This is a genomic window from Bradyrhizobium cosmicum, from assembly GCF_032290525.1.
In the GTDB taxonomy this organism is placed as follows: domain Bacteria; phylum Pseudomonadota; class Alphaproteobacteria; order Rhizobiales; family Xanthobacteraceae; genus Bradyrhizobium; species Bradyrhizobium cosmicum_A.
On record NZ_JASXTA010000011.1, the window covers coordinates 221,499 to 240,340 of the forward strand.

16 protein-coding genes and 2 pseudogenes are annotated in these 18,842 nt (G+C 64.0%); 5 read left to right on the forward strand and 13 right to left on the reverse strand.

Translation table 11 applies throughout. From position 1 onward, the window contains the following. Positions 1 to 3 precede the first annotated feature (3 nt). The 5 genes from QSV46_RS21160 to QSV46_RS21180 all read right to left on the reverse strand — a co-directional run bounded on the left by QSV46_RS21160 (position 4) and on the right by QSV46_RS21180 (position 3,961). A complete protein-coding gene (locus tag QSV46_RS21160; protein ID WP_314955803.1) occupies positions 4 to 810 on the reverse strand; it encodes an SDR family oxidoreductase in 807 nt (268 codons plus the stop codon). A 24-nt stretch (positions 811 to 834) separates the two neighbouring features. Next, positions 835 to 2,127 (reverse strand): TRAP transporter large permease, encoded by a 1,293-nt coding sequence (locus tag QSV46_RS21165; RefSeq protein WP_314955806.1) that lies wholly within the window; start codon positions 2,125 to 2,127, stop codon positions 835 to 837. Next, entirely contained in the window at positions 2,118 to 2,666 is a 549-nt protein-coding gene (locus tag QSV46_RS21170) for a TRAP transporter small permease (RefSeq protein WP_314955809.1), read from the reverse strand. Before QSV46_RS21170 ends, QSV46_RS21165 begins: the two co-directional genes overlap by 10 nt. A 63-nt stretch (positions 2,667 to 2,729) precedes the next feature. After that, on the reverse strand, positions 2,730 to 3,701 hold the full coding sequence (locus QSV46_RS21175; RefSeq protein ID WP_314955812.1) for a TRAP transporter substrate-binding protein: 972 nt from the start codon (positions 3,699 to 3,701) through the stop codon (positions 2,730 to 2,732). A gap of 89 nt (positions 3,702 to 3,790) precedes the next feature. Further along, the gene (locus QSV46_RS21180; protein WP_314955815.1) at positions 3,791 to 3,961 is read right to left on the reverse strand and encodes a hypothetical protein; all 171 of its coding nucleotides are present in this window, start codon (positions 3,959 to 3,961) and stop codon (positions 3,791 to 3,793) included. 328 nt (positions 3,962 to 4,289) lie between these two features. On the opposite strand from QSV46_RS21180, the gene QSV46_RS21185 reads away from it, so the two are divergent. Continuing rightward, positions 4,290 to 5,066, forward strand: coding sequence for a cyclase family protein (locus QSV46_RS21185; RefSeq protein WP_314955818.1), 777 nt, complete (start codon positions 4,290 to 4,292; stop codon positions 5,064 to 5,066). A gap of 10 nt (positions 5,067 to 5,076) precedes the next feature. On the opposite strand, the gene QSV46_RS21190 is transcribed toward QSV46_RS21185, so the two are convergent. From QSV46_RS21190 to QSV46_RS21205, 4 genes and pseudogenes are all read right to left on the reverse strand, one after another. Next, a complete protein-coding gene (locus QSV46_RS21190; protein ID WP_314955821.1) occupies positions 5,077 to 5,805 on the reverse strand; it encodes a Crp/Fnr family transcriptional regulator in 729 nt (242 codons plus the stop codon). Between the two features lie 262 nt (positions 5,806 to 6,067). Further along, positions 6,068 to 6,324, reverse strand: a pseudogene (locus tag QSV46_RS21195) (helix-turn-helix domain-containing protein); the annotation flags it as partial. Positions 6,325 to 6,380: 56 nt separating this feature from the next. Continuing rightward, positions 6,381 to 9,072 (reverse strand): annotated as a pseudogene (locus QSV46_RS21200) (GNAT family N-acetyltransferase). A gap of 68 nt (positions 9,073 to 9,140) precedes the next feature. Next, positions 9,141 to 9,980 (reverse strand): universal stress protein, encoded by an 840-nt coding sequence (locus QSV46_RS21205; protein ID WP_314955823.1) that lies wholly within the window; start codon positions 9,978 to 9,980, stop codon positions 9,141 to 9,143. A 184-nt stretch (positions 9,981 to 10,164) separates the two neighbouring features. On the opposite strand from QSV46_RS21205, the gene QSV46_RS21210 reads away from it, so the two are divergent. Together QSV46_RS21210 and QSV46_RS21215 are read left to right on the forward strand one after the other, a co-directional pair. Beyond that, positions 10,165 to 11,688, forward strand: coding sequence for an AAA family ATPase (locus QSV46_RS21210; protein WP_314955825.1), 1,524 nt, complete (start codon positions 10,165 to 10,167; stop codon positions 11,686 to 11,688). A 25-nt stretch (positions 11,689 to 11,713) separates the two neighbouring features. Next, complete coding sequence (locus tag QSV46_RS21215) at positions 11,714 to 12,688, forward strand: CHAD domain-containing protein (protein WP_314955827.1); 975 nt, start codon at positions 11,714 to 11,716, stop codon at positions 12,686 to 12,688. Between the two features lie 109 nt (positions 12,689 to 12,797). Here QSV46_RS21215 and QSV46_RS21220 read toward each other — a convergent pair whose 3' ends face one another. From QSV46_RS21220 to QSV46_RS21230, 3 genes are all read right to left on the reverse strand, one after another. After that, on the reverse strand, positions 12,798 to 13,256 hold the full coding sequence (locus QSV46_RS21220; protein ID WP_409997192.1) for a RidA family protein: 459 nt from the start codon (positions 13,254 to 13,256) through the stop codon (positions 12,798 to 12,800). Positions 13,257 to 13,277: 21 nt separating this feature from the next. After that, positions 13,278 to 14,969 (reverse strand): benzoate-CoA ligase family protein, encoded by a 1,692-nt coding sequence (locus tag QSV46_RS21225; RefSeq protein WP_314955833.1) that lies wholly within the window; start codon positions 14,967 to 14,969, stop codon positions 13,278 to 13,280. Positions 14,970 to 15,120: 151 nt separating this feature from the next. After that, a complete protein-coding gene (locus QSV46_RS21230; protein ID WP_314955925.1) occupies positions 15,121 to 15,612 on the reverse strand; it encodes a MarR family transcriptional regulator in 492 nt (163 codons plus the stop codon). A 280-nt stretch (positions 15,613 to 15,892) separates the two neighbouring features. Here QSV46_RS21230 and QSV46_RS21235 point away from each other — a divergent pair, with 280 nt between their 5' ends. Further along, positions 15,893 to 17,068, forward strand: a complete 1,176-nt coding sequence (locus QSV46_RS21235; RefSeq protein WP_314955837.1) for an ABC transporter substrate-binding protein — start codon at positions 15,893 to 15,895, stop codon at positions 17,066 to 17,068. Positions 17,069 to 17,098: 30 nt separating this feature from the next. Further along, positions 17,099 to 17,554: a cupin domain-containing protein gene (locus tag QSV46_RS21240; protein ID WP_275197320.1), complete on the forward strand. Its 456-nt coding sequence runs from the start codon at positions 17,099 to 17,101 to the stop codon at positions 17,552 to 17,554. A 2-nt stretch (positions 17,555 to 17,556) separates the two neighbouring features. On the opposite strand, the gene QSV46_RS21245 is transcribed toward QSV46_RS21240, so the two are convergent. Further along, positions 17,557 to 18,807 (reverse strand): flavin-dependent oxidoreductase, encoded by a 1,251-nt coding sequence (locus QSV46_RS21245; RefSeq protein ID WP_314955842.1) that lies wholly within the window; start codon positions 18,805 to 18,807, stop codon positions 17,557 to 17,559. Positions 18,808 to 18,842: the final 35 nt, after the last annotated feature.

Genomic DNA, 18,842 nt, shown 5'->3' on the forward strand with positions numbered 1-18,842 from the left:
GTTCTATCTGTGCAGCTGGGTGAGGCCGGTCTGCGGGCCATCGACGGCGGTCCAGCCGCCATCGACGAACAGCGTGCTGCCGCTGACATAGCTCGCGGCATCTGAGGCAAGATAGGCCACGGCTGTTGCGACCTCGTCGGCGCTGCTCCAGCGGTTGAACACGGTGTGGCCGGCGTAGAGATTGTAGATGTCGGGGCGCTGCTTGAACGGACCGGTCAGCGCCGTCTCGGCGATGCTCGGCGCGATCGCGTTGACGCGCACGCCGGCATGGCCGACCTCGGAGGCAAAACCCTTCACCAGCAGGCCGATCGCCGCCTTGGTCGAGCCGTAGACGCCAAGGCCGGGCTCGATGGTCACCGCGCGCACCGAAGAGCAGGCGATGATGCTGCCGCCCTTCTGCTCGACCATGATGCGGCCGAAGGCCTGGAAGAACCACACCGTGCCCTTGACGTTGAGGTCGAGGACGCGGTCGAGGTCCTCCTCGGTGTAGTCGAGGATGGTCTTGCGGATGTTGAGCCCGGGCGTCGTCACCGCGATGTCGAGCCGTGGAAATTTGTGCATCACGGTCTTGGCGAGCGCGTTGACGTCCGCAGCGCTTGCAGCATCGCAGCTAGCTGCTTCCGCCCAGCCGCCCTTGTCGCGAATGCCGGCGGCGGTCGCTTCCGCCGCATCAAGCGCGCGATCGGCGCAGACGACACGGGCGCCGAGCCCGGCCAGCGCCTCGGCCGACGACTTGCCGATGCCCGAGGCAGCGCCGAGCACCACAGCCGTCTTGCCGGTGAGATCGAAGAGCTTGCGATAGTCAGTCACGAACAGATTCTCCCTGTGTTGCCGCTATCCCTTGTAGCCCATCAGCAGGCGGGGCAGCCACAGCGAGAATGCGGGCACGTAGGTCACGAACATCAGAGCTGCGATCAGGGCAGCGTAGAACGGCAGGATCGTGCGCATCACCGCGCCTACCGAGATGCCGCCGATGGCGCAGCCGACGAATTGCGTCGTTCCGACCGGCGGGGTGTTGAGTCCGAGCGCGCAGTTGATCAGCATCAGCATGCCGAACTGCACCGGATCCATGCCCACCTTCATCGCGATCGGCAGGAAAATCGGCGTGCAGATCAGGATGGTCGCCGCCATGTCCATGAACGTGCCGAGCACGAACAGAATGACGTTGATGAGCAGGAAGATGACCCAGGGCTGCGATGACACCTTGCTCATCATCTCGCCGGCAAGGTCGGCGACCTCGTACAGCCCCATCAGGTACTGGAACATGGTGGAGACGCCGATCAGCAGCAGCACCACGCCTGTCGTCTTCACCGCCTTCGCCGCCGCTCGCAGAAAGTTTGGCCACGTCATGGTGCGGTAGATGAAGAAGGTCAGCAGGATGGTGTAGGTGACCGCAACCGCGGCGGATTCAGTTGCCGTGAAGACGCCGGACAGGATGCCTGTCAGGATGATCCCAACGATGAGAAGGCCGGGCAGTGCGGCCGCGAACGAGCGAAACACCTCGGCCCAGCCCGGGAACTTGCCGGCCGGATAGCCTCGCTTCACCGCGACCGCGTAAGCGGCGACCAGCATGCACACCATCAGCACGAGCGCCGGCAGGAGGCCGGCGGCGATCAGCGCGCCGATCGAGACCTTGCCGCCGGCGGCGAGCGCATAGATGATCATGTTGTGACTGGTCGGCATCAGCGCGCCCACCAGCGAAGCGTGGGTGGTGACGTTGACGGCGTAGTCGGTGTCGAACCCTTCTTTTTTCATCATCGGGATCATCACTGCGCCCATCGCCGACACGTCGGCCACGGGCGAACCGGAGACGCCGCCGAACAGCGTGCAGGCGACCACGTTCGACATGCCGAGCCCGCCGCGGATGTGGCCGACGAGATTCTTGGCGAGCTGCACGATCTTGTCGGCGACGCCGCCATGCAGCATCAGCTCACCGCTGAAGACGAAGAACGGGATGGCGAGGAACGAGAAGATGTTCATCCCCGACATCATCTGCTGGAAGATGACGGCGACCGGCAGACCTTCGTAGAGGATGGTGCAGATCGCCGAAAGGCCGATCGCGAAGGCAACCGGTACGCCGAGGATCAGGAAGCCGAAAAAGGTGGCGCCGAGGATGATCAGTTCCATGAGGGGACGACCTCTTCGCCGCGCAGGAGAGCAATGATGTGCTCGATCGAAAAGGAGACGATCAGAACGCCGGAGGCGATCAGCGGCACGTAGCGGATCACCTCAGGGAGGCCGAGATTGGGGATTTTCACGGTCCCGACCGACGCGCCGAGAATCCAGCCATTGTAGGCCATCGCAATGCCGAACATGGCCACGAGAACGTGGATCACCAGTTCGATCTTCTCGCGCATATGGTCCGACAGCATCACCAGCAAACTGTCCATGCCGATGTGCCCGGCGTCGCGCACGCCGACCGCGGCGCCGATCAGGGTGACATAGAGGATCAGGACCAGTGCGAGGTTTTCGGTCCAGGTGGGGCTGGAATTGAGCACGTAACGTCCGAACACCTGGTAGAACACGATGGTGACGATGACGAGCAGGCCGGTCACGGACAGATACATGCCCACGCGGGCGACGGGCGCATTGATCCGCGACAGCAAGCCGGTCGAGGGCCGTCCGGCGACCTCTTGCTCGTGGCTTGCGACATGTGGGTCTGTCATTCCATCGTCTCCTTGCGAGGGTCTGGCGCCGCCTCGCGGCGACGCCGGTCCGACGCTGTGGCCTTACTTCGTGTCCTGGATGCGCTTGACGAGGCCCTTCAGCTTCTCGTCGCCGGCGAACTTGTCGTAGACCGGCTTCATCGCGTCGACGAATTCCGCCTTGTTGGCGATCGTGATCACCTGAACGCCGGCCGCCTCGACGGTCTTGCGGGAGGCCTGCTCGCGCTCGTCCCAGAGCTTGCGCATGACGGGCACCGATTCCTTGGCCGCCTTGCGGACCATCGCCTGATCCTCCTTGCTCAGGGTGTCCCAGACCTTCTTGGACATCACGAGAACTTCAGGCGCCAGCGAGTGTTCGGTGATGTTGTAGAACTTGGCGGCCTCGAAGTGGCGCGAGGACTCGTAGGAAGGCCAATTGTTCTCGGCAGCGTCCACCAGACCGGTCTTGAGAGCGGTATAGACCTCGCCATAGGGCATCGGCGTCGGATTGGCCCCGAGACTCTGGATCATGCCGACCCACAGGTCGGATTGCTGGACGCGGATCTTCAGGCCCTTGAGGTCGGCGAGCGACTTGATCGGAGCCTTGACGGTGTAAATGGACCGGGCGCCGCTGTCGTAATAGGCAAGGCCGACCAGGCCTGCGGGCTCCATGGCCGCCAGGATCTCGTCGCCGATCGGCCCGTCAAGCACCGTGCGCATGTGCTGCGTGTCCCGGAAGACGAAGGGCAGGCACAACCCGATGGTTTCCGGCACGAAGTTGTTCAGCGGCGATGCGTTGATCCGCATCATGTCGAGCGCACCGATCTTGAGCTGCTCGATGGTGTCCTTTTCCGAGCCCAGGGCTCCATTGGGAAACACCTTGACGCCGAGTTTGCCGCCGCTCGCCGTCGCGAGCTGCTTGCCCATGAACTTGACGGCCTCGACGGTCGGATAATCGGCGGGGTGGATGTCGGCCGAGCGGAAGTCGCGTGCGGTTGCGAGCGGCGCTGAGACCGCCAGTGCAGCGGCTGCGATGATACCGATCAGTGTCTTCATCTGGGCTTTCCTCCTGAGTTGATTATGTCGTTGTCGGCAGGTGCTGCGGGCCGCCTTGGGTCGCTCCACTTCAGGTGTGAAGTCAAGCGTCACAACCGCACCACCTTGGTAGGATTGCGCGGCGAAGTCGAGCGGATTTGGCTGGGTGATGACGGAGCGCAGGCCGATGCTGTGGCCCGGATGACAAATGCCGGCCCCTGCATTCCCGCCTCGCCGCCGGTCAATGCCGGACGCAAGGTAACGACGCTCGTCGTATCCATGGACGTTCCTCTGGTGTTGTGCTCGACCGCTATTGGTTGCGGCTTGGAGATTTGGGCGAGACCGTCGCCCCGTTCCCGTGCGATGCGCGCTGCTTCAGCACGATGTCGCCAGTATCGTGCCTAGGGCGGGCGGAATTCTGAGTCCAAGCCAAATTTGGCATCGATCAATGCTGGAGTTGCATCGATCAATCAAGTGGACCCTGAGGCAAAGCGATCGACGGACGGCTCCGTTTTTCCGAAAGCATCCGCACCGAGGCGTTACTTGACGCGGTCAATGCAGCCCCATCAAGATACACCGAAACAGAACCGGCCATCTCGAGGGAATGCCATGCCGCGGAAGTTGATCGATATTTCCGTCCCGCTCGGAAACGATGTGACGGCCGATCCGCCGGGCAACCATCCCACGATCCAGTATATCGACCACCAGCAAGGCCTGCCGCGCATGCTGCATTTTTTTGAAGGCCTCAAGGCGCAGGATTTGCCGGACGGCCAGGGCTGGGCCGTCGAACAGGTCTCACTATCCACCCACAACGGCACGCATCTCGACGCGCCCTGGCATTTCCACCCGACCATGAACCGCGGCGAGCGGTCATGGACCATCGACGAGGTGCCGCTGGAGTGGTGCCTCCAGCCCGGCGTGAAGCTCGACTTCCGGCACCTGCCCGACGGCTATGTGGCGGGTGCCGACGATGTCGAGAAGGAGCTGAAACGCATCGGACACACGCTGTCACCGCTGGAGATCGTCGTCGTCAACACCAGCGCCGGCGCCAAATTTGGCGGCGCGGATTACGTCAATTCCGGTTGCGGCATGGGCTACGAGGCCACCATGTATCTGCTCGAACGCGGCGTGCGGCTGACCGGCACCGACGGCTGGAGCTGGGACGCGCCGTTCGTCTACACCGCGAAGAAATATGCCGAAACAAAAGATGCCGGCCTGGTCTGGGAAGGCCACAAGGCCGGGCGGCACATCGGCTACTGTCATCTCGAGAAGCTGCACAATCTCGACAAGCTGCCTTCGACCGGGTTCACGGTCTCATGTTTTCCGGTGAAGATCGCACGCGCCTCCGCGGGCTGGACCCGGGCGGTCGCCATCATCGACGATTAGGCGTGAGGCGTCACGCGCCGCCGAGGCCGCTCTCGGCGAGCTCGCGCAGCGCATCGATGTCGAGCACGACGATGGCGCCGTGCTCGAGACGAACCCAGTTGCGTCCGGCCCAAGCGCGCAATTGCTTGTTGATGCTCTCGCGCGTCATCCCCACCATCTCGCTGATCTCCTGCTGCGTGATGGCGAGCGTGCCGCTGCCGGAGTCGAACTTGCGCTCTTCGGTGAGACCGAGCAGCGCGCTTGCGAGCCGGCCGGGAAGATTTTGCAGGATCACCTGCTCGACCTGCTGGCTGGTCCAGCGCAGGCGCGCGCAGAGCAGTTCGATGAATTTCATCGCCAGCGCCGGCTGGCTCTTCACGAACGGCAGGAAGTCGCGGCGGTCGATGATGTAGAGCTCGCAATTGGTGTTGGCGGTCGCGTCGGCCGAACGCGGTGCGCCGTCGAGGACCGCGATCTCGCCAAAGATTTCTCCCGGACCGATCAGATTGAGAATGGCATTCCGGCCGTCAGGCGACGAAGAGGATATCTTTACTGTCCCCGCGATCACCGCGAATAAATTGTTGCCGGGATCGCCCTTGGCCGCAATCGTCGCACCGCGCTTCACACTGGTGTGCTTGGCATAGCGACAGAGCTGATCGAGCGCCTCGGGGTCCAGATCCGCAAAGATCGGATGCTTGCGCAGGACCGATAATTTGTTGCCCGCAGCTTGTCGGGGGTCGCCGGTCTTGTCCTGAGGCACGCCGCTGGGCTCCTAAGACTGCGAGGCAGGAGTTCCTGCGTAGTCAACGTTGCCGGCCTTTTCAACCAGAAAGCACGCGTGCGGTTTGAGGCAAATATGGCGAAAATGCTCGCACCAGTGGTGTGGTCTGCATCCGAAGGATGCGCCAATGCGCCCGGGTTGATGCAGAGTTGCGGCCACCGCACACCACATTGCGTTGAGACGCTGCCTGGCAGCCACGAGCTCACCAGGAAAGTCACCTGCGGGAACGCCGTGTCTGGCATCAGGCCGCGGCCAAGGCCTCCACCCTGGCCGGATCGAGCAGGCTGATGCCGCCATGAATGATCTCGATCACGCCGTGGCGCTCCAGCTTGGTGAAGGTGCGACTGACGGTTTCGATGGCAGGCCGAGATAATCGGCGATGTCCTGGCTGCTCATCGGCAGCGGAACCGTCTCGGATGGCCCATTGAGCGCGAACAGCGGCTCGCGCCAGCCGAGCAGAAAGGTCGCGGCCTTCTCGTCGGCCGAGCGGCGCCCCGAGCAAGATGCACACGGTCGCCCCCGGCTCAACTTGTGAATCGTTCGTAGCCGACCGCTCAGAGCTTGAGTCGGACGTCGCAGATATCGGGCTCGGTCGGATCCGCCTTGACCTCGAAGCCGAGCTGCCGACACATCTCGAGCATCACGGTGTTCTCCTGGAGCACGTCACCCGAGATAGCTTTCAGCCCTTCCGACTTCGCGTAGTCGATGATCAACTGCATCAGGGCCCATCCGAGCCCCCTGCCCTTGAGATCGGAACGCAGCAGGATCGCGTATTCGCCACTCTCGTACACCGAGTCCGAATGAAGCCGGACCACGCCCACCATCTCGCCGGTGGCCTCGTCGAACGCAATGAAGGCCATCGCGCGCGCATAGTCGAGCTGGGTCAGGCGCGCGATGAATTCGTGCGTGAACTCCTTCATCGGTGCGAAGAAGCGCAGGCGGAGGTCGTGCGCCGTGACGTGACGGAGGAACTCATGGATGGTCGGCTCGTCTTCGGGACGCAGAGGCCGAACGAAAATGCGCCAGTCGTCCTTGAGCGCCAAGCGGCGCTCCCAGTGCGACGGATAGGCGCGGACGGCGAAGTTGGCCGGGCCGGAACCTGCGAATCCGTTGCGGAGGCCCCACCGCGACACGGGCATCGACCGCGGTCACGCCGGTCTCGTCCGCCAGCAGCGGGTTGATGTCGAATTCGCGGATCTCAGGGATGTCGGCCGCCATCTGGGCGAGCTTGACCAGCACCATCGCGACGGCATCCGGCTTCACCGCGGCTACGTCCCGATAGGCCTTCAGCAGCCGTGACACGCGCGTGCGATCGATCAGGTCACGCGCCAGTTGCAGATCGAGCGGCGGCAGCGCCAGCGCCTTGTCGTTGATGATCTCGACCGCGGTCCCGCCGCGGCCGAACACGACGACAGTGCCGAAGGTGGGATCGTCGGCGAGTCCCAGAATCAGTTCGCGCGCCTTCGCCTTGACGACCATCGCCTGCACGATCACGCCCTCGATGCGGGCTTCGGGACGCAATTTTCTCGCCCGGGCGAGAATCTCGGTGGCCGCCGCACGCACGGCTTCCGGCGTGGTCAGGTTGAGAACGACGCCGCCGACGTCCGATTTGTGGACAATGTCGCGCGACATGATCTTCAGCACGACGGTGGCGCCCTGCGCGAACATTTCGTTCGCGCAGGCCATCGCCTGCTCGACATCGGTCGCAGCGCAAGTCGGCACCATCGCGATGTCATAGGCTCCGAGCAAATGCTTGATCTCGACGGGCTCGAGCCATTTGCGGCCATCCGCGATCGCAGCGGCGACGATCTGCCTTGCGGTCCGGGCGTCCGGCGCGAAGGTGTCGGGCATTGCGGGCGGAACCTGGCTCAGCTCCTCCACCACTTCGCGGTGCCTCACCAGATGCATGAAGCCGCGCACCGCGTCACCTTCGGTCGGATAGTTCGGAATGCCGGCGCTGGAGAGCGCCTGAATAATATTCTGGTCGGCTCCGACCCAGGCTGCCAGCACGGGCTTCGCCCATCGGCGCTGCTGCTCGCGGTATTTGCCGACGAGCTCCGTCACGGTTGCCGCGATGTCGGCAGCCGGGGCGATCGCGGTCTGCACGTTGAGGACCAGGACTGCGTCATTGTCGGGGTCGGCAAGCAGCACCTCCAGGGCCGCCGCGTAGCGCGATGCATCGGCATCACCGACGATGTCGACGGGATTTGCGCCGGACCAGGTCGGTGGCAGCACGTCGTCGAGCTTCTTGTGCGTTTCAGCGGAGATGGACGCTGGAATACCGCCAAGCTCGACCAATCGATCGACGGCGAGAACGCCGATGCCGCCGCCATTGGTCAGGATAGCGAGACGCTTGCCCGTCGGCGATTCGACGCGGCCGAGGGTTTCGGCGCAGTCGAACAGCTCGCGCAGATCGGAAACCCGCAGGACGCCAGCGCGGCGGAACGCCGCGTCATAGACGGAGTCGGCGCCGGCGAGCGCGCCGGTATGCGTGGCGGCAGCCTTCGCACCCTGCGCCATGCGTCCGGACTTCACGACGACGACCGGCTTCACGCGCGCTGCGGCACGTGCGGCCGACATGAATTTGCGCGCGTCCTTGATCGCCTCGATGTAGAGCAGGATCGCGCGGGTCTTGTGATCCATCGCGAAATGGTCGAGCAGATCGGCTATGTCGACATCGATCTGATCGCCGATCGTGACAATACCGGAGAAGCCGACGCCGCGCTGCGCGGCCCAATCGACCATACCGGCGGCAATCGCGCCCGACTGCGAGATCAGCGCGAGGTTGCCCGCGCCCGGCATGTGCGCGGCGAAGCTGGCGTTGAGGCTGGCGCCGGGCATCATAATGCCGAGGCAGTTCGGACCAATCAGCCGCATGCCGTATTTGCGCGCCGCAACGATGGCGGCCTCGTGCAGGGATCCCGATCCATGACCGAGCCCGGCCGAGACGATCAGCGCTCCCGCCGAGCCGCGACGCCCAGCCTGGTCGATAATGCCGGGAACCTCACGCCCGGGCGCGGTGATGACCACCAGTTCGGGCACGAACTCCAGCTTGTCCAGGCTCTTGACCGCTGCGATGCCGCCGATCTCTGCATGGCGCGGATTGACGAGGCCGAACTGTCCCTTGAATTCGGCCTTGCGGATGTTCTCCAGCACCGCACGCCCCACGGAGGCCTGACGCGCGCTGGCCCCGACGAGCGCGACCGACCGTGGCGACAGTAGGTTCTTCAGACGATAGGTGGACATGACAGAAAATGCGTCCGATCGGTCGCGGTTCCGATGGTTCAAGATCGGCCCGGAAGCTCGAGATGCGCCTAGTGCGAGATCATAACCCAGCACGGTGGCTGGCCGATGACGGTCTTTGTCACACCGCCCCAGACGATCTCGTTCAGGCGCGAATGATGGTAGGCGCCCATCACCATCGCGTCGATTGCATGGGAATTCGCCCAGCTTCCGAGCACCTTGCCGATCGAGCTGCCGCTGCCCTTCACCGTCTCGAACGAGGCGTGGACACCGTGTTCCCTGAGGTGATGGACGAGACTCATGCCCGATTGCGTGATCACGTCGGTCTTGTCCTCCGCCACCGTCACCACGCGGACAGATGTGGCAGCCTGAAGAATCGGCAACGCGTCGCCGACCGCGCGCGCGGCGCGGGCGGAGTGATCCCAGGCGATCATGACGTTATCGAACTCGGGCCGCAGCTCCTCTGCGCGATGTTCCGGACAAAGCAGCAGCGGCCGGCCAGATTCGAACAGGAGCGTTTCGACAATGTGCTCCGCCCGGCTGTCATGCGGCTTCACGGGGACCAGCGCGAGATCGCTGAAACGCGCATGATCGGCCAGGATTGCCGCGATCTGATCCGCAGGCACCTTGGCCGATTGGCTTTGGGCGCGAACGTTGGCTCGCGAAGCTGCACGGGTGAAGGCATTCAAGAACTGCTGCGCGTCGCCGGGCTCGTGCAAACCGCCGACCTCTGCAGAATCCGGATCGTCAGGGAGCATGACCTTCGGCCGCAGGAAAACGTCGTCATCGAGCGCGAGCGCGGTGATCCTGGCGCCGAGATCCGCAGCGACAGCCACGCATTTCTCAATCGCCATTAGGGCCGGCTCGCGCGGCTGGCCGACAAGCGGCAGAAAGACGTCCTTGATGGCCATCGGGATTCTCCTTGCCGGTCAAGATAGACCGCCTTCCGTCTGGATGCTTGATCCTGCTCAAGGCGGGACCACCGCGCAGCCGCCTCGACGACAGGCTTTGACTGATGTCAAGGACTGGCCGCGATCCAGCCCCAAGGGTTAACCTAATGTCTCACCGCCGACGCGTCTGGAGATGCTCGCAGAGATGATGGACGATCGTGCCACCCAGGAGCGGGTCCTCCACGCGCTGAGCGAGCAGCCCGGCGTGAAGCGGATCGACACGCACGCAGCTTCGGTGTTTCTCGACGGCACACGCGCGTTGAAGATCAAGCGGGCGGTCAGGTTTGCATTCCTCGACTATTCGGCGCTCGAAAAGCGCAAGGCGGCCTGCGAGGAGGAAATCAGGATCAACCGGCCGCTCGCGCCGCAAATCTATCGCCGTGTCGTAGCGATCACGGAGGAGTCGGATGGATCGATCGAGATCGACGGCCGCGGCCGGCCGGTCGACTATGCGATCGAGATGTCCCGCTTCGACGAAAGCCGCACGCTGGACCGTCTGGCCAAGGCCGGTCCGCTGGACGTGGAGCTGGCCGCAGCCATCGCGGATGCGATCACAGCCTCGCACGAAAAGGCGCCGATCTCGGATGGTGCTGCGTGGGTCAATTCCATTCCCGCCCTGATCGACGGTAACAGCGCCGGCCTGTGCAATGGCGACCGTCTCGCCGCGGCGGCGGTCGAGCAGCTTGGCGAAGCCTCCCACCAGGCTTTCCTGCGCGTCCGCCTCGCTCTGGAGGAACGTGCCCGCCGGGGCCTCGTGCGGCGCTGCCACGGCGATCTGCACCTTGCCAATATCGCGCTGATCGACCGGCATCCCGTCCTGTTCGACGCGATCGAGTTCGACCCGCAGATGGCGACGGTGGACGTGCTCTATGATCTTGCGTTCACGCCGATGGACCTGCTGCACTACGACCAGTCGGTTGCAGCCAACATCGTCCTGAACCGGTATCTGATCGCGGCGCCGGTCGAGACCCTCGACGCGCTGGCAGCGCTGCCGTTGTTCATGTCCATTCGCGCGGCTATCCGTGCACAGGTGGTGCTGGCGCGATTGTCGCGGCACGATGCCGACGGCCCCGGCATGCTCGACGAGGCGCGCCGCTATTTCGACCTCTCCCGGGCCCTGATCCATCCGCCGGCTCCCCGCCTGATCGCAGTCGGCGGGCTGTCGGGCACCGGCAAATCCGTGCTCGCCCGCGCACTGGCGCCCAGTGTGGCGCCGCAACCGGGCGCTGTCGTGCTGCGCAGCGACGTTATTCGCAAGCAGCTGTTTCAGGCGGGACACACCGAGCGGCTGCCGCCATCCACGTATCGGCCGGAGGTTACGGCGCAGGTCTACGACGTGCTGATGCAGCGCGCCCGGCAGGTCCTGGCGCAAGGCCATTCCGTGATCGTCGACGCCATCTTTGCACGCGAGTCCGAACGGGACGATCTGGCTGTCCTAGCGCGCGCGTGCGGCGTGCCACTCCACGGATTGTTTCTCGTTGCCGACCTCGCGACCCGGCAGGCGCGAATCGGCGGCCGCCAGGGAGATGCGTCCGACGCCACGCAAGAGGTTGCCGCGCTGCAAGAGCACTATAATATCGGCCGTGTCGGCTGGACGACCATCGATGCATCCGGCACACAAGCGCAGACGCTCCAGAGCGGCCGGGACGCGATCGCTGAGGGCAAATAAGGCAATCTGATTGGCGCGGGCTAGGATGGCGCGATCCACCACGAGTTCGACGGCGGCTGCTCGCGCCCAGCCCGCGCCGCGGCGCAATGCCCTGCCCGGCCGCCTCAGCCCCGGCATGGCCTGCGACACCGCATTTCGGATCATCGCCCGCCGTCATCTCGATGCCGTGCTCGGCCAACATGACGGCACATGCCGCGGCGACCCCGAGGCGCTGCATCAGATCCGGATCGCCCTGACGCATCTGCGTACCGCCATCCGCTTCTTCTCGCCCATGGTCGATGACGCGCGACGGCCGGAGGTCTGGACCGAACTGAAATGGCTGAACAGCCAGCTCGGCATGGTCAGGGACCTCGACGTGGCGATCGACCGGGTCATCGCCGAGAGCGGCGGCGAGCTTGACGTGATAGCGGAGCTCCAGCATTGGGACGAGAAGCGCGCCGAGAGCCATCGGCTGCTGGCGCGCGCGCTGCAATCGGCGCGGTACCGCCGTCTCGTCGAGCAGACCTCCGGTTGGATCGAGAGCGGCCCCTGGTCGACGAGACGCAGCAAGGAGGCCATCAGGTTGCGCCGCTGCTCGCTTGCCGATCATGCGACGGCGCAGCTCACCGAATGGGAAACGACGCTGCTCAAGAAGGCGCGGAAGCTCCGCAAGCTCGACGTCGAGAAGCGGCACAAGCTGCGGCTGCTCAACAAGCGGCTGACCTATTCGGTCGAGTCGCTTCAGGACCTATTTGCCGATGAATCGCTGACGAAGCAGAAGGCCATCCTCAGGCAGTTGCGCAAGGCGCAAAAGTCGCTCGGACAGTTGAACGACGATGCGCGAGGGCAGACGCTGGCGGCGTCATTGAACGAGACAGTGCCGGAGGCGGGCATTCGCTTCCTCAACCGCAAACGGGAGAAGGAGCTGCTGCGAACCGCTTCGAAAGCCTACCGAAAACTGGACAAGGCCAAGCCGTTCCGATCCTCCGACCTCGCGCCGGACGCGGAGCCCGAGGACTAGGTGCTAAGCTGCTTGACCTCGGTCAAATCACGCCCTGAGCGGAGTCTATCTGAACTCGCCCGAGGACGACGATCTCGTCAAAGCGAGCTGAGCGCTGACACAGCCGGACTTAGCGGGGAATGACGGCGGTAGCCTCGATCTCGACGCGCGCCGCCTTCTCCACGAGGCGAACGACCTGAACCAGCGCCATCGCGGGATAGTGCGCACCGAAGATGGCGCGGTAAACCTTCCCCAGTTCCTTCAGGTTCGCCAGGTATTCGTCCATATCGACGACGTACCAGGTCAGGCGCACGAGATGCTCGGGCCGGGCACCCGCCTCGGCGATGATGGCCGCGATGTTGCTCAGGGTCTGGCGCACCTGCGCCACAAAGCCGTCCGCGAGACGCTCCTCGGAATCCCAGCCGATCACGCCACCGGTCACGACGATCCGTCCCTCGGCGGCGATGCCGTTGGCATAGCCTTTCGGCACCGGCCAATTCGGCGGCTGGAGTACCTGCACCCCGGACTGGGTTTCGTCCCCGGCTGTGGTCGGCAGCACCGCAAGCTGCGGGCCTTTCGGCGTCGTCACGGACAATTCCTTATCCCTCTCTCATTCCGCCGCGACGCCCGAGGACGTCGCTGCGGCCTGGGCCAGTTGCCGCAGGGCAAAGCGCTTCAACTTGCCGGTCTCTGTCTTCGGCAGTTGCGTCACGAACTCGATTGCGCGCGGATATTTGTAAGGCGCTATCTCGCGTTTGACATGCTCCTGCAACTCGGCCGCGAGCTGAGCGTCAGGCGTCACGCCGGATGCAACGATGACATAGGCCTTCACGATCATCCCGCGCGCCTCATCCGGCGCACCGACGACACCACACTCGGCGACGGACGGATGCGTGAGCAGCGCCGCCTCCACATCCGTGCCCGCGATGTTGTAACCCGCCGACACGATCATGTCGTCGGAGCGCGACTGGTACCAGAAATAGCCGTCGCTATCCATCAGATAGGTATCGCCGGTGATGTTCCAACCGTTCTGGACGTATTTGCCCTGCCGCTCGTCGGCGAGATAGCGGCAGCCGGTCGGGCCGCGCACCGCGAGCCGTCCCATCGTGCCCGGCGGCAAATCATTGCCGGAATCATCGACGATCTTTGCCTGATAGCCCGGAACGGGCTTGCCGGTGGCCCCTGGGCGGATCTCGTCTTCGGTCGCGCTGATGAAGATGTGCAGCATCTCGGTCGCGCCGATGCCGTCCATCAGCTTGATGCCGGTGGCCTTCAGCCAGGCATCGAATGTCGGCTTGGGAAGGGTCTCGCCGGCCGAGACGCACTTTCGCAGCGAGGAAATGTCGCGGCCTGCGAGCTTGCCGATCATGGCGCGATAGGCGGTCGGCGCAGTGAAGCAGACCGTGGTCTTGTGTTGCTCGATGGCCGACAAGATGTCGTCCGGCGTCGTCTTCTCCAGGACGACGAAGGACGCGCCGATATGCATCGGGAACAGCACGCCGCCGAAACCGAAGGTGAAGGCCAGCGGCGCCGAACCGACGAAGCGATCCTTCTGCTCGGCCCGCAAGATGTTGTGCGCATAGCCGTCGCAGACCGCCAGCATATCCCGGTGGAAATGCATGGTGCCCTTGGGATCGCCGGTCGTGCCCGACGTGAAGGCGATCAGGCAGATGTCATCGGAGGCGGTATCGACCGCCCTGAACTCCGGGCTTGCGTCCGCAATCAGTGCCTCGAGCGCATCCGCTGCGCCGTTGCCCCAATAGATCACGCGCTCGAGACCCGGCGCAGCCGCTTTCGCCTTCTCCATCTCCTCGGAGAGCTTTCCGTCGCAAAGGGCCAGCGTGATCTCTGCCTTCTGGATCGGATAGGACAGCTCCTTGGCGCGCAGGAGCGGCATGGTCGCCACGACGATGCCGCCGGCCTTGATCACCGCCAGATAAGTCGCGACCATCATCGGATTGTTGGCCGAGCGCAACAGCACGCGCCCGCCGGTCACAAGGCCCAGCTTGCCGACCAGCACATTGGCAATGCGGTTCACGAGCGCTTGCAGTTCGCGATAGGTGTAGCTGGCGGCGGGGCTGATGACGCAGGGGGCGTCGCCGTGGCCCTGCTCGACCCAGCGGTCGAGGAAATAGCTGACGCAGTTCAATCGTGGTGGATACTGCAGCTCCGGCCGCGTGAAGATGAATTCGGGCCACAGCTCTCGCGGCGGCAGATGCTGCCGCGCGAACGTATCGATATGGGCCGTCGCGGCGTTGCCGTCATGCGAGCCCGAGACTTGAATCTTGGCGGCGTTGGCCATCGCACGCTCCTTTCAGCATGGAAAGCACCCGGCAGCACTGTCTGGGAAACATTTTAGGCTTAAAGCAATTCGGCGCAATAGCGGATTTTGGGCATCCCATGCATTTTCCTGCGGCAAAATGGGATTAGGCGGGCGCATCGGCCCGCGGGACTCAAGGCCGGCGGCGACCGGCCGACTTCTGCGCCGACGCTTTGGTCTTGGCGAGCAGCCGCATCAATTCGCGCACCTCCTTCGGCGTCAGGTCGGCGAAGAGATCGGCGATCCAGGTCTCGTGCTCCGCCGCCATCTTCCGGAACTCGGCCCGACCGAGCTTTGTGAGTCGGATCACCTGAACGCGGCGGTCTGTCTCCGAGGTGCGCCGGTCGAGATGGCCGGATTCCACCAGGCGCTCGACGAGCCCGGTGACGTTGCCGTTCGACACCATCATACGCTTGGAGACGTCGGACAGCGTCATTCCGTCGGGCGCCTTGTCGAGCTGCGCCATCAGGTCAAAACGCGGCAGCGTGACGTCGAAGCGCTGCCGCAGCCGGCCACGGACTTCGCCTTCAATCAAGGTGGTGCAGGTGAGCAGACGCAGCCACAACCGAAGCTCTTCGGCGTGGTCCTCCGGAGTCTCAACGGCCTTGGTCTCGGAATCGAGCATCTCGATGCAGTCACTCACGGCGGCATTGGCGCCGGCACGGATTCCCCAACGTTTTGAGCTTCAAATAAATCCGTGCCGGCTGCAAGCCCAAAGCTGCAACAATCGACCGCACCGCGAATTTGTTTAGGCTTCAAATAATTGGCGTGCCGCTTGCATGCGCGCTGCCATCGCAAGATGGCGACGCCTTGAGCTTTGCTTGCCGCGGCGGCCGTCATCGGCATAAGCTTGGATTTGAGTACGCAGCTTGCAGCGCAAGCCCGATCGACACGAGGGACAGATCATGAAGTCGCAATTGACCTTGGCCGCAGCCGCCTTGCTGCTCGGCACCGCGGTGAGCCCCGTCCTTGCCCAGGAGAAGATCAAGCTGGGCGTGATCGTGACGCTGTCGGGGCCCGCCGCCGCGCTCGGCCAGCAAGTCCGCGACGGCTTTGCGCTCGCGGTAAAGGACCTCGGCAGCAAGATGGGGAGCCGCGATGTCGAGATCGTCGTGGTCGACGACGAGCTCAAGCCGGATGCAGCGGTGACCAAGGTCAAGGGTCTGCTTGAGCGCGACAAGGTCGATTTCGTGGTCGGCCCGATCTTCTCCAACATCCTCCAGGCAATCCACCGGCCCGTGACGGAATCGAAGACCTTCCTGATCAGCCCCAATGCAGGCCCGTCGACTTTTGCCGGCAAGGACTGCAACCCGTTCTTCTATGTGACCTCATATCAGAACGACCAGGTGCACGAAATCCTCGGCAAGGTCGCGCAGGACCGCGGTTACAAGCGCATGTACCTGATGGTGCCGAACTATCAGGCCGGCAAGGATTCGGTCGCCGGCTTCAAGCTCGACTACAAGGGCGAGATCGTCGAGGAATCCTATATGCCGCTGAACACGCTGGACTTCCAGCCGGAGCTTTCCAAGATCTCCTCGCAGAAGCCTGATGCGCTGTTCACGTTCATGCCGGGTGGTCTCGGCGTCAATCTCGTCAAGCAGTACCGGCAGGCCGGTCTCGCCGACAGCATTCCGGTGCTCTCGGCTTTCACTGTGGATGAATCGACTTTGCCGGCGCAGCAGGATGCGGCCGTCGGCATGTTTGGTGGCGCGAACTGGGCGCCCAATCTCGACAATCCCCAGAACAAGAAGTTCGTCGCCGCCTACGAGGCCGCCTATAACGGCGTACCAGGCACCTACGCCTTCCAGGCGTACGATGCAGCGATGCTGATCGACAGTGCCGTCAAGGCCGTGAAGGGCGACCTCACGAACAAGGATGCAGTCGGCGCCGCGCTGAAGAAGGCCGAGTTCACCTCGCTGCGCGGCGCCTTCAAGTTCAACGCCAACGGCTATCCCATCCAGGATTTCTACCTGACCAAGGTCGCCAAGCGTCCCGACGGCAAGTTCCAGACAGAGATCGTCCAGAAGGTCTTTGAGAACTACGGCGACCGTTATGCCAAGGACTGCAAGGCGGCGAACTAAAGCCGCACGTCGAGCTATGGGAGGACATCAATGAAAAGCGAAATCACCGGCATTACGCGGGCCAATGAAGGCATCCAGGGCATTTCCTGGAACATCCTCGGCCAGACCTATGTGCCGAAGAGCTACGCCGAGCATAGCTTCTCCTGGCACGCGACGCTGCCGCCGGGGACGTTCGTGCCGCCGCACATTCATCCCGACCAGGATGAGTATCTCTACATGCTGGAGGGCAAGCTCGATTTCATGCTCGGCAATTCGGAGTCGCAGGCGACCGCGGGCGATCTGATCCGTCTCGGCATGGGCGTGCCGCACGGCATATTCAACAAGTCGGAGCAGACCGCCAAGGTGCTGTTCTGGGTCTCGCCGACCCGCAAGCTGTTCGACCTGTTCTGGGGCCTTCACAACATGAAGGAACAAAAGCCGGAGGACGTTGTGGCGATGGCCGCAGAGTTCAACATCCACTTCCTGCCGCCGCCTCCCGGCGGCTAGCTTCACGCGCGTACCGCCGCAAGGCCCGGCACTGCGGCGAAGCCGGCCTTGGTGGCATAGCCGCGCACGATCGCCTCGCGCTGCGAATAGCTCAGCACGTTGTCGACATTGTCGAAGCCATCCGGCGCAAGCTGCTCGACCGCGTCGATGACCCCCTCGGGGCCGCCACGCCGGTTGGCGCGGACGATGTCCGCGGTCAGCGGCAGGCGCTTCCTCTCATACTCGAGCAGCGCCTGACGCGGATGCTCGGCGCGTACCAGCGCGTCGGCAAGGCAGCGCGCGTCGAGGATCGCCTGCGAGGCACCATTGGAGCCGACCGGATACATCGGGTGCGCGGCATCGCCAAGCAGCGTGACGCGCCCGGACGACCAGTAAGGCAAGGGATCACGGTCGCAGGTCGGATATTCATAGAATTCGGGCGTTGCCGAGATCAGGCTCTTCACGTCGATATAGGGCACGGAGAAGCGCGCAACGTGCGGCATCAGTTCCTCGCGCCGACCGGGCCGCGACCAGTCTTCCTTTCGTGGCGGCGGCACATTGCCCTCGCCAACCTTCACCAGCACCGCCCAGTTGGTAAGCCGGCTCGCCGGGCTCGAGCCCTCGGCGATCGGATAGATCACCACCTTGGCGTTGAGGCCGCCGGCCACGATCATCGACTTGCCGGTGAGAAATAGCGGCCAGTCGCGCGCACCGCGCCACAGCATCAGGCCGTTCCAGCACGGCGGTCCCTCGTTCGGAAAAAGCGTGTCGCGAACGCGCGAATGGATGCCGTCAGCGCCGATCAGGATATCGCCGCGCGCCGTGTGGATGTGGGCGCCCGAGCGGTCGAAGAAATAAGCGGTGACCCCACCTTCGTCCTGGGTGAAGGCGCCGAGACGGCAGCCGGTGTGAATTGCCTCCGGCCCGAGCCGCTCCTCGACGGCACGATGGATGACGCCCTGAAGGCGGCCACGATGAATCGAGAATTGCGGCACATCATGGCCAGCGTCGATTCCGCGGGCTTCGCGCCAGACCTCCTGGCCGTGGCGATTGAGGTAATAGAGCTGGTCGGTACGGATCGCGACGCCGTCAAGCTGCTGGAGGAGGCCGAGGCCGGCAAGCTCCCGCATCGCATGCGGCAGCGTGTTGATACCCACGCCGAGCTCGCGGATGGTATCGGCCTGCTCGAAGATCTCGCAAGCAATGCCGCGCGAGCGCAGCATCAACGCCGTGGTGAGACCACCAATACCGCCACCGACGATAATCGCCTTCATCGCCCTCAACTCCGCTCAGAACACGCCAGGCAACG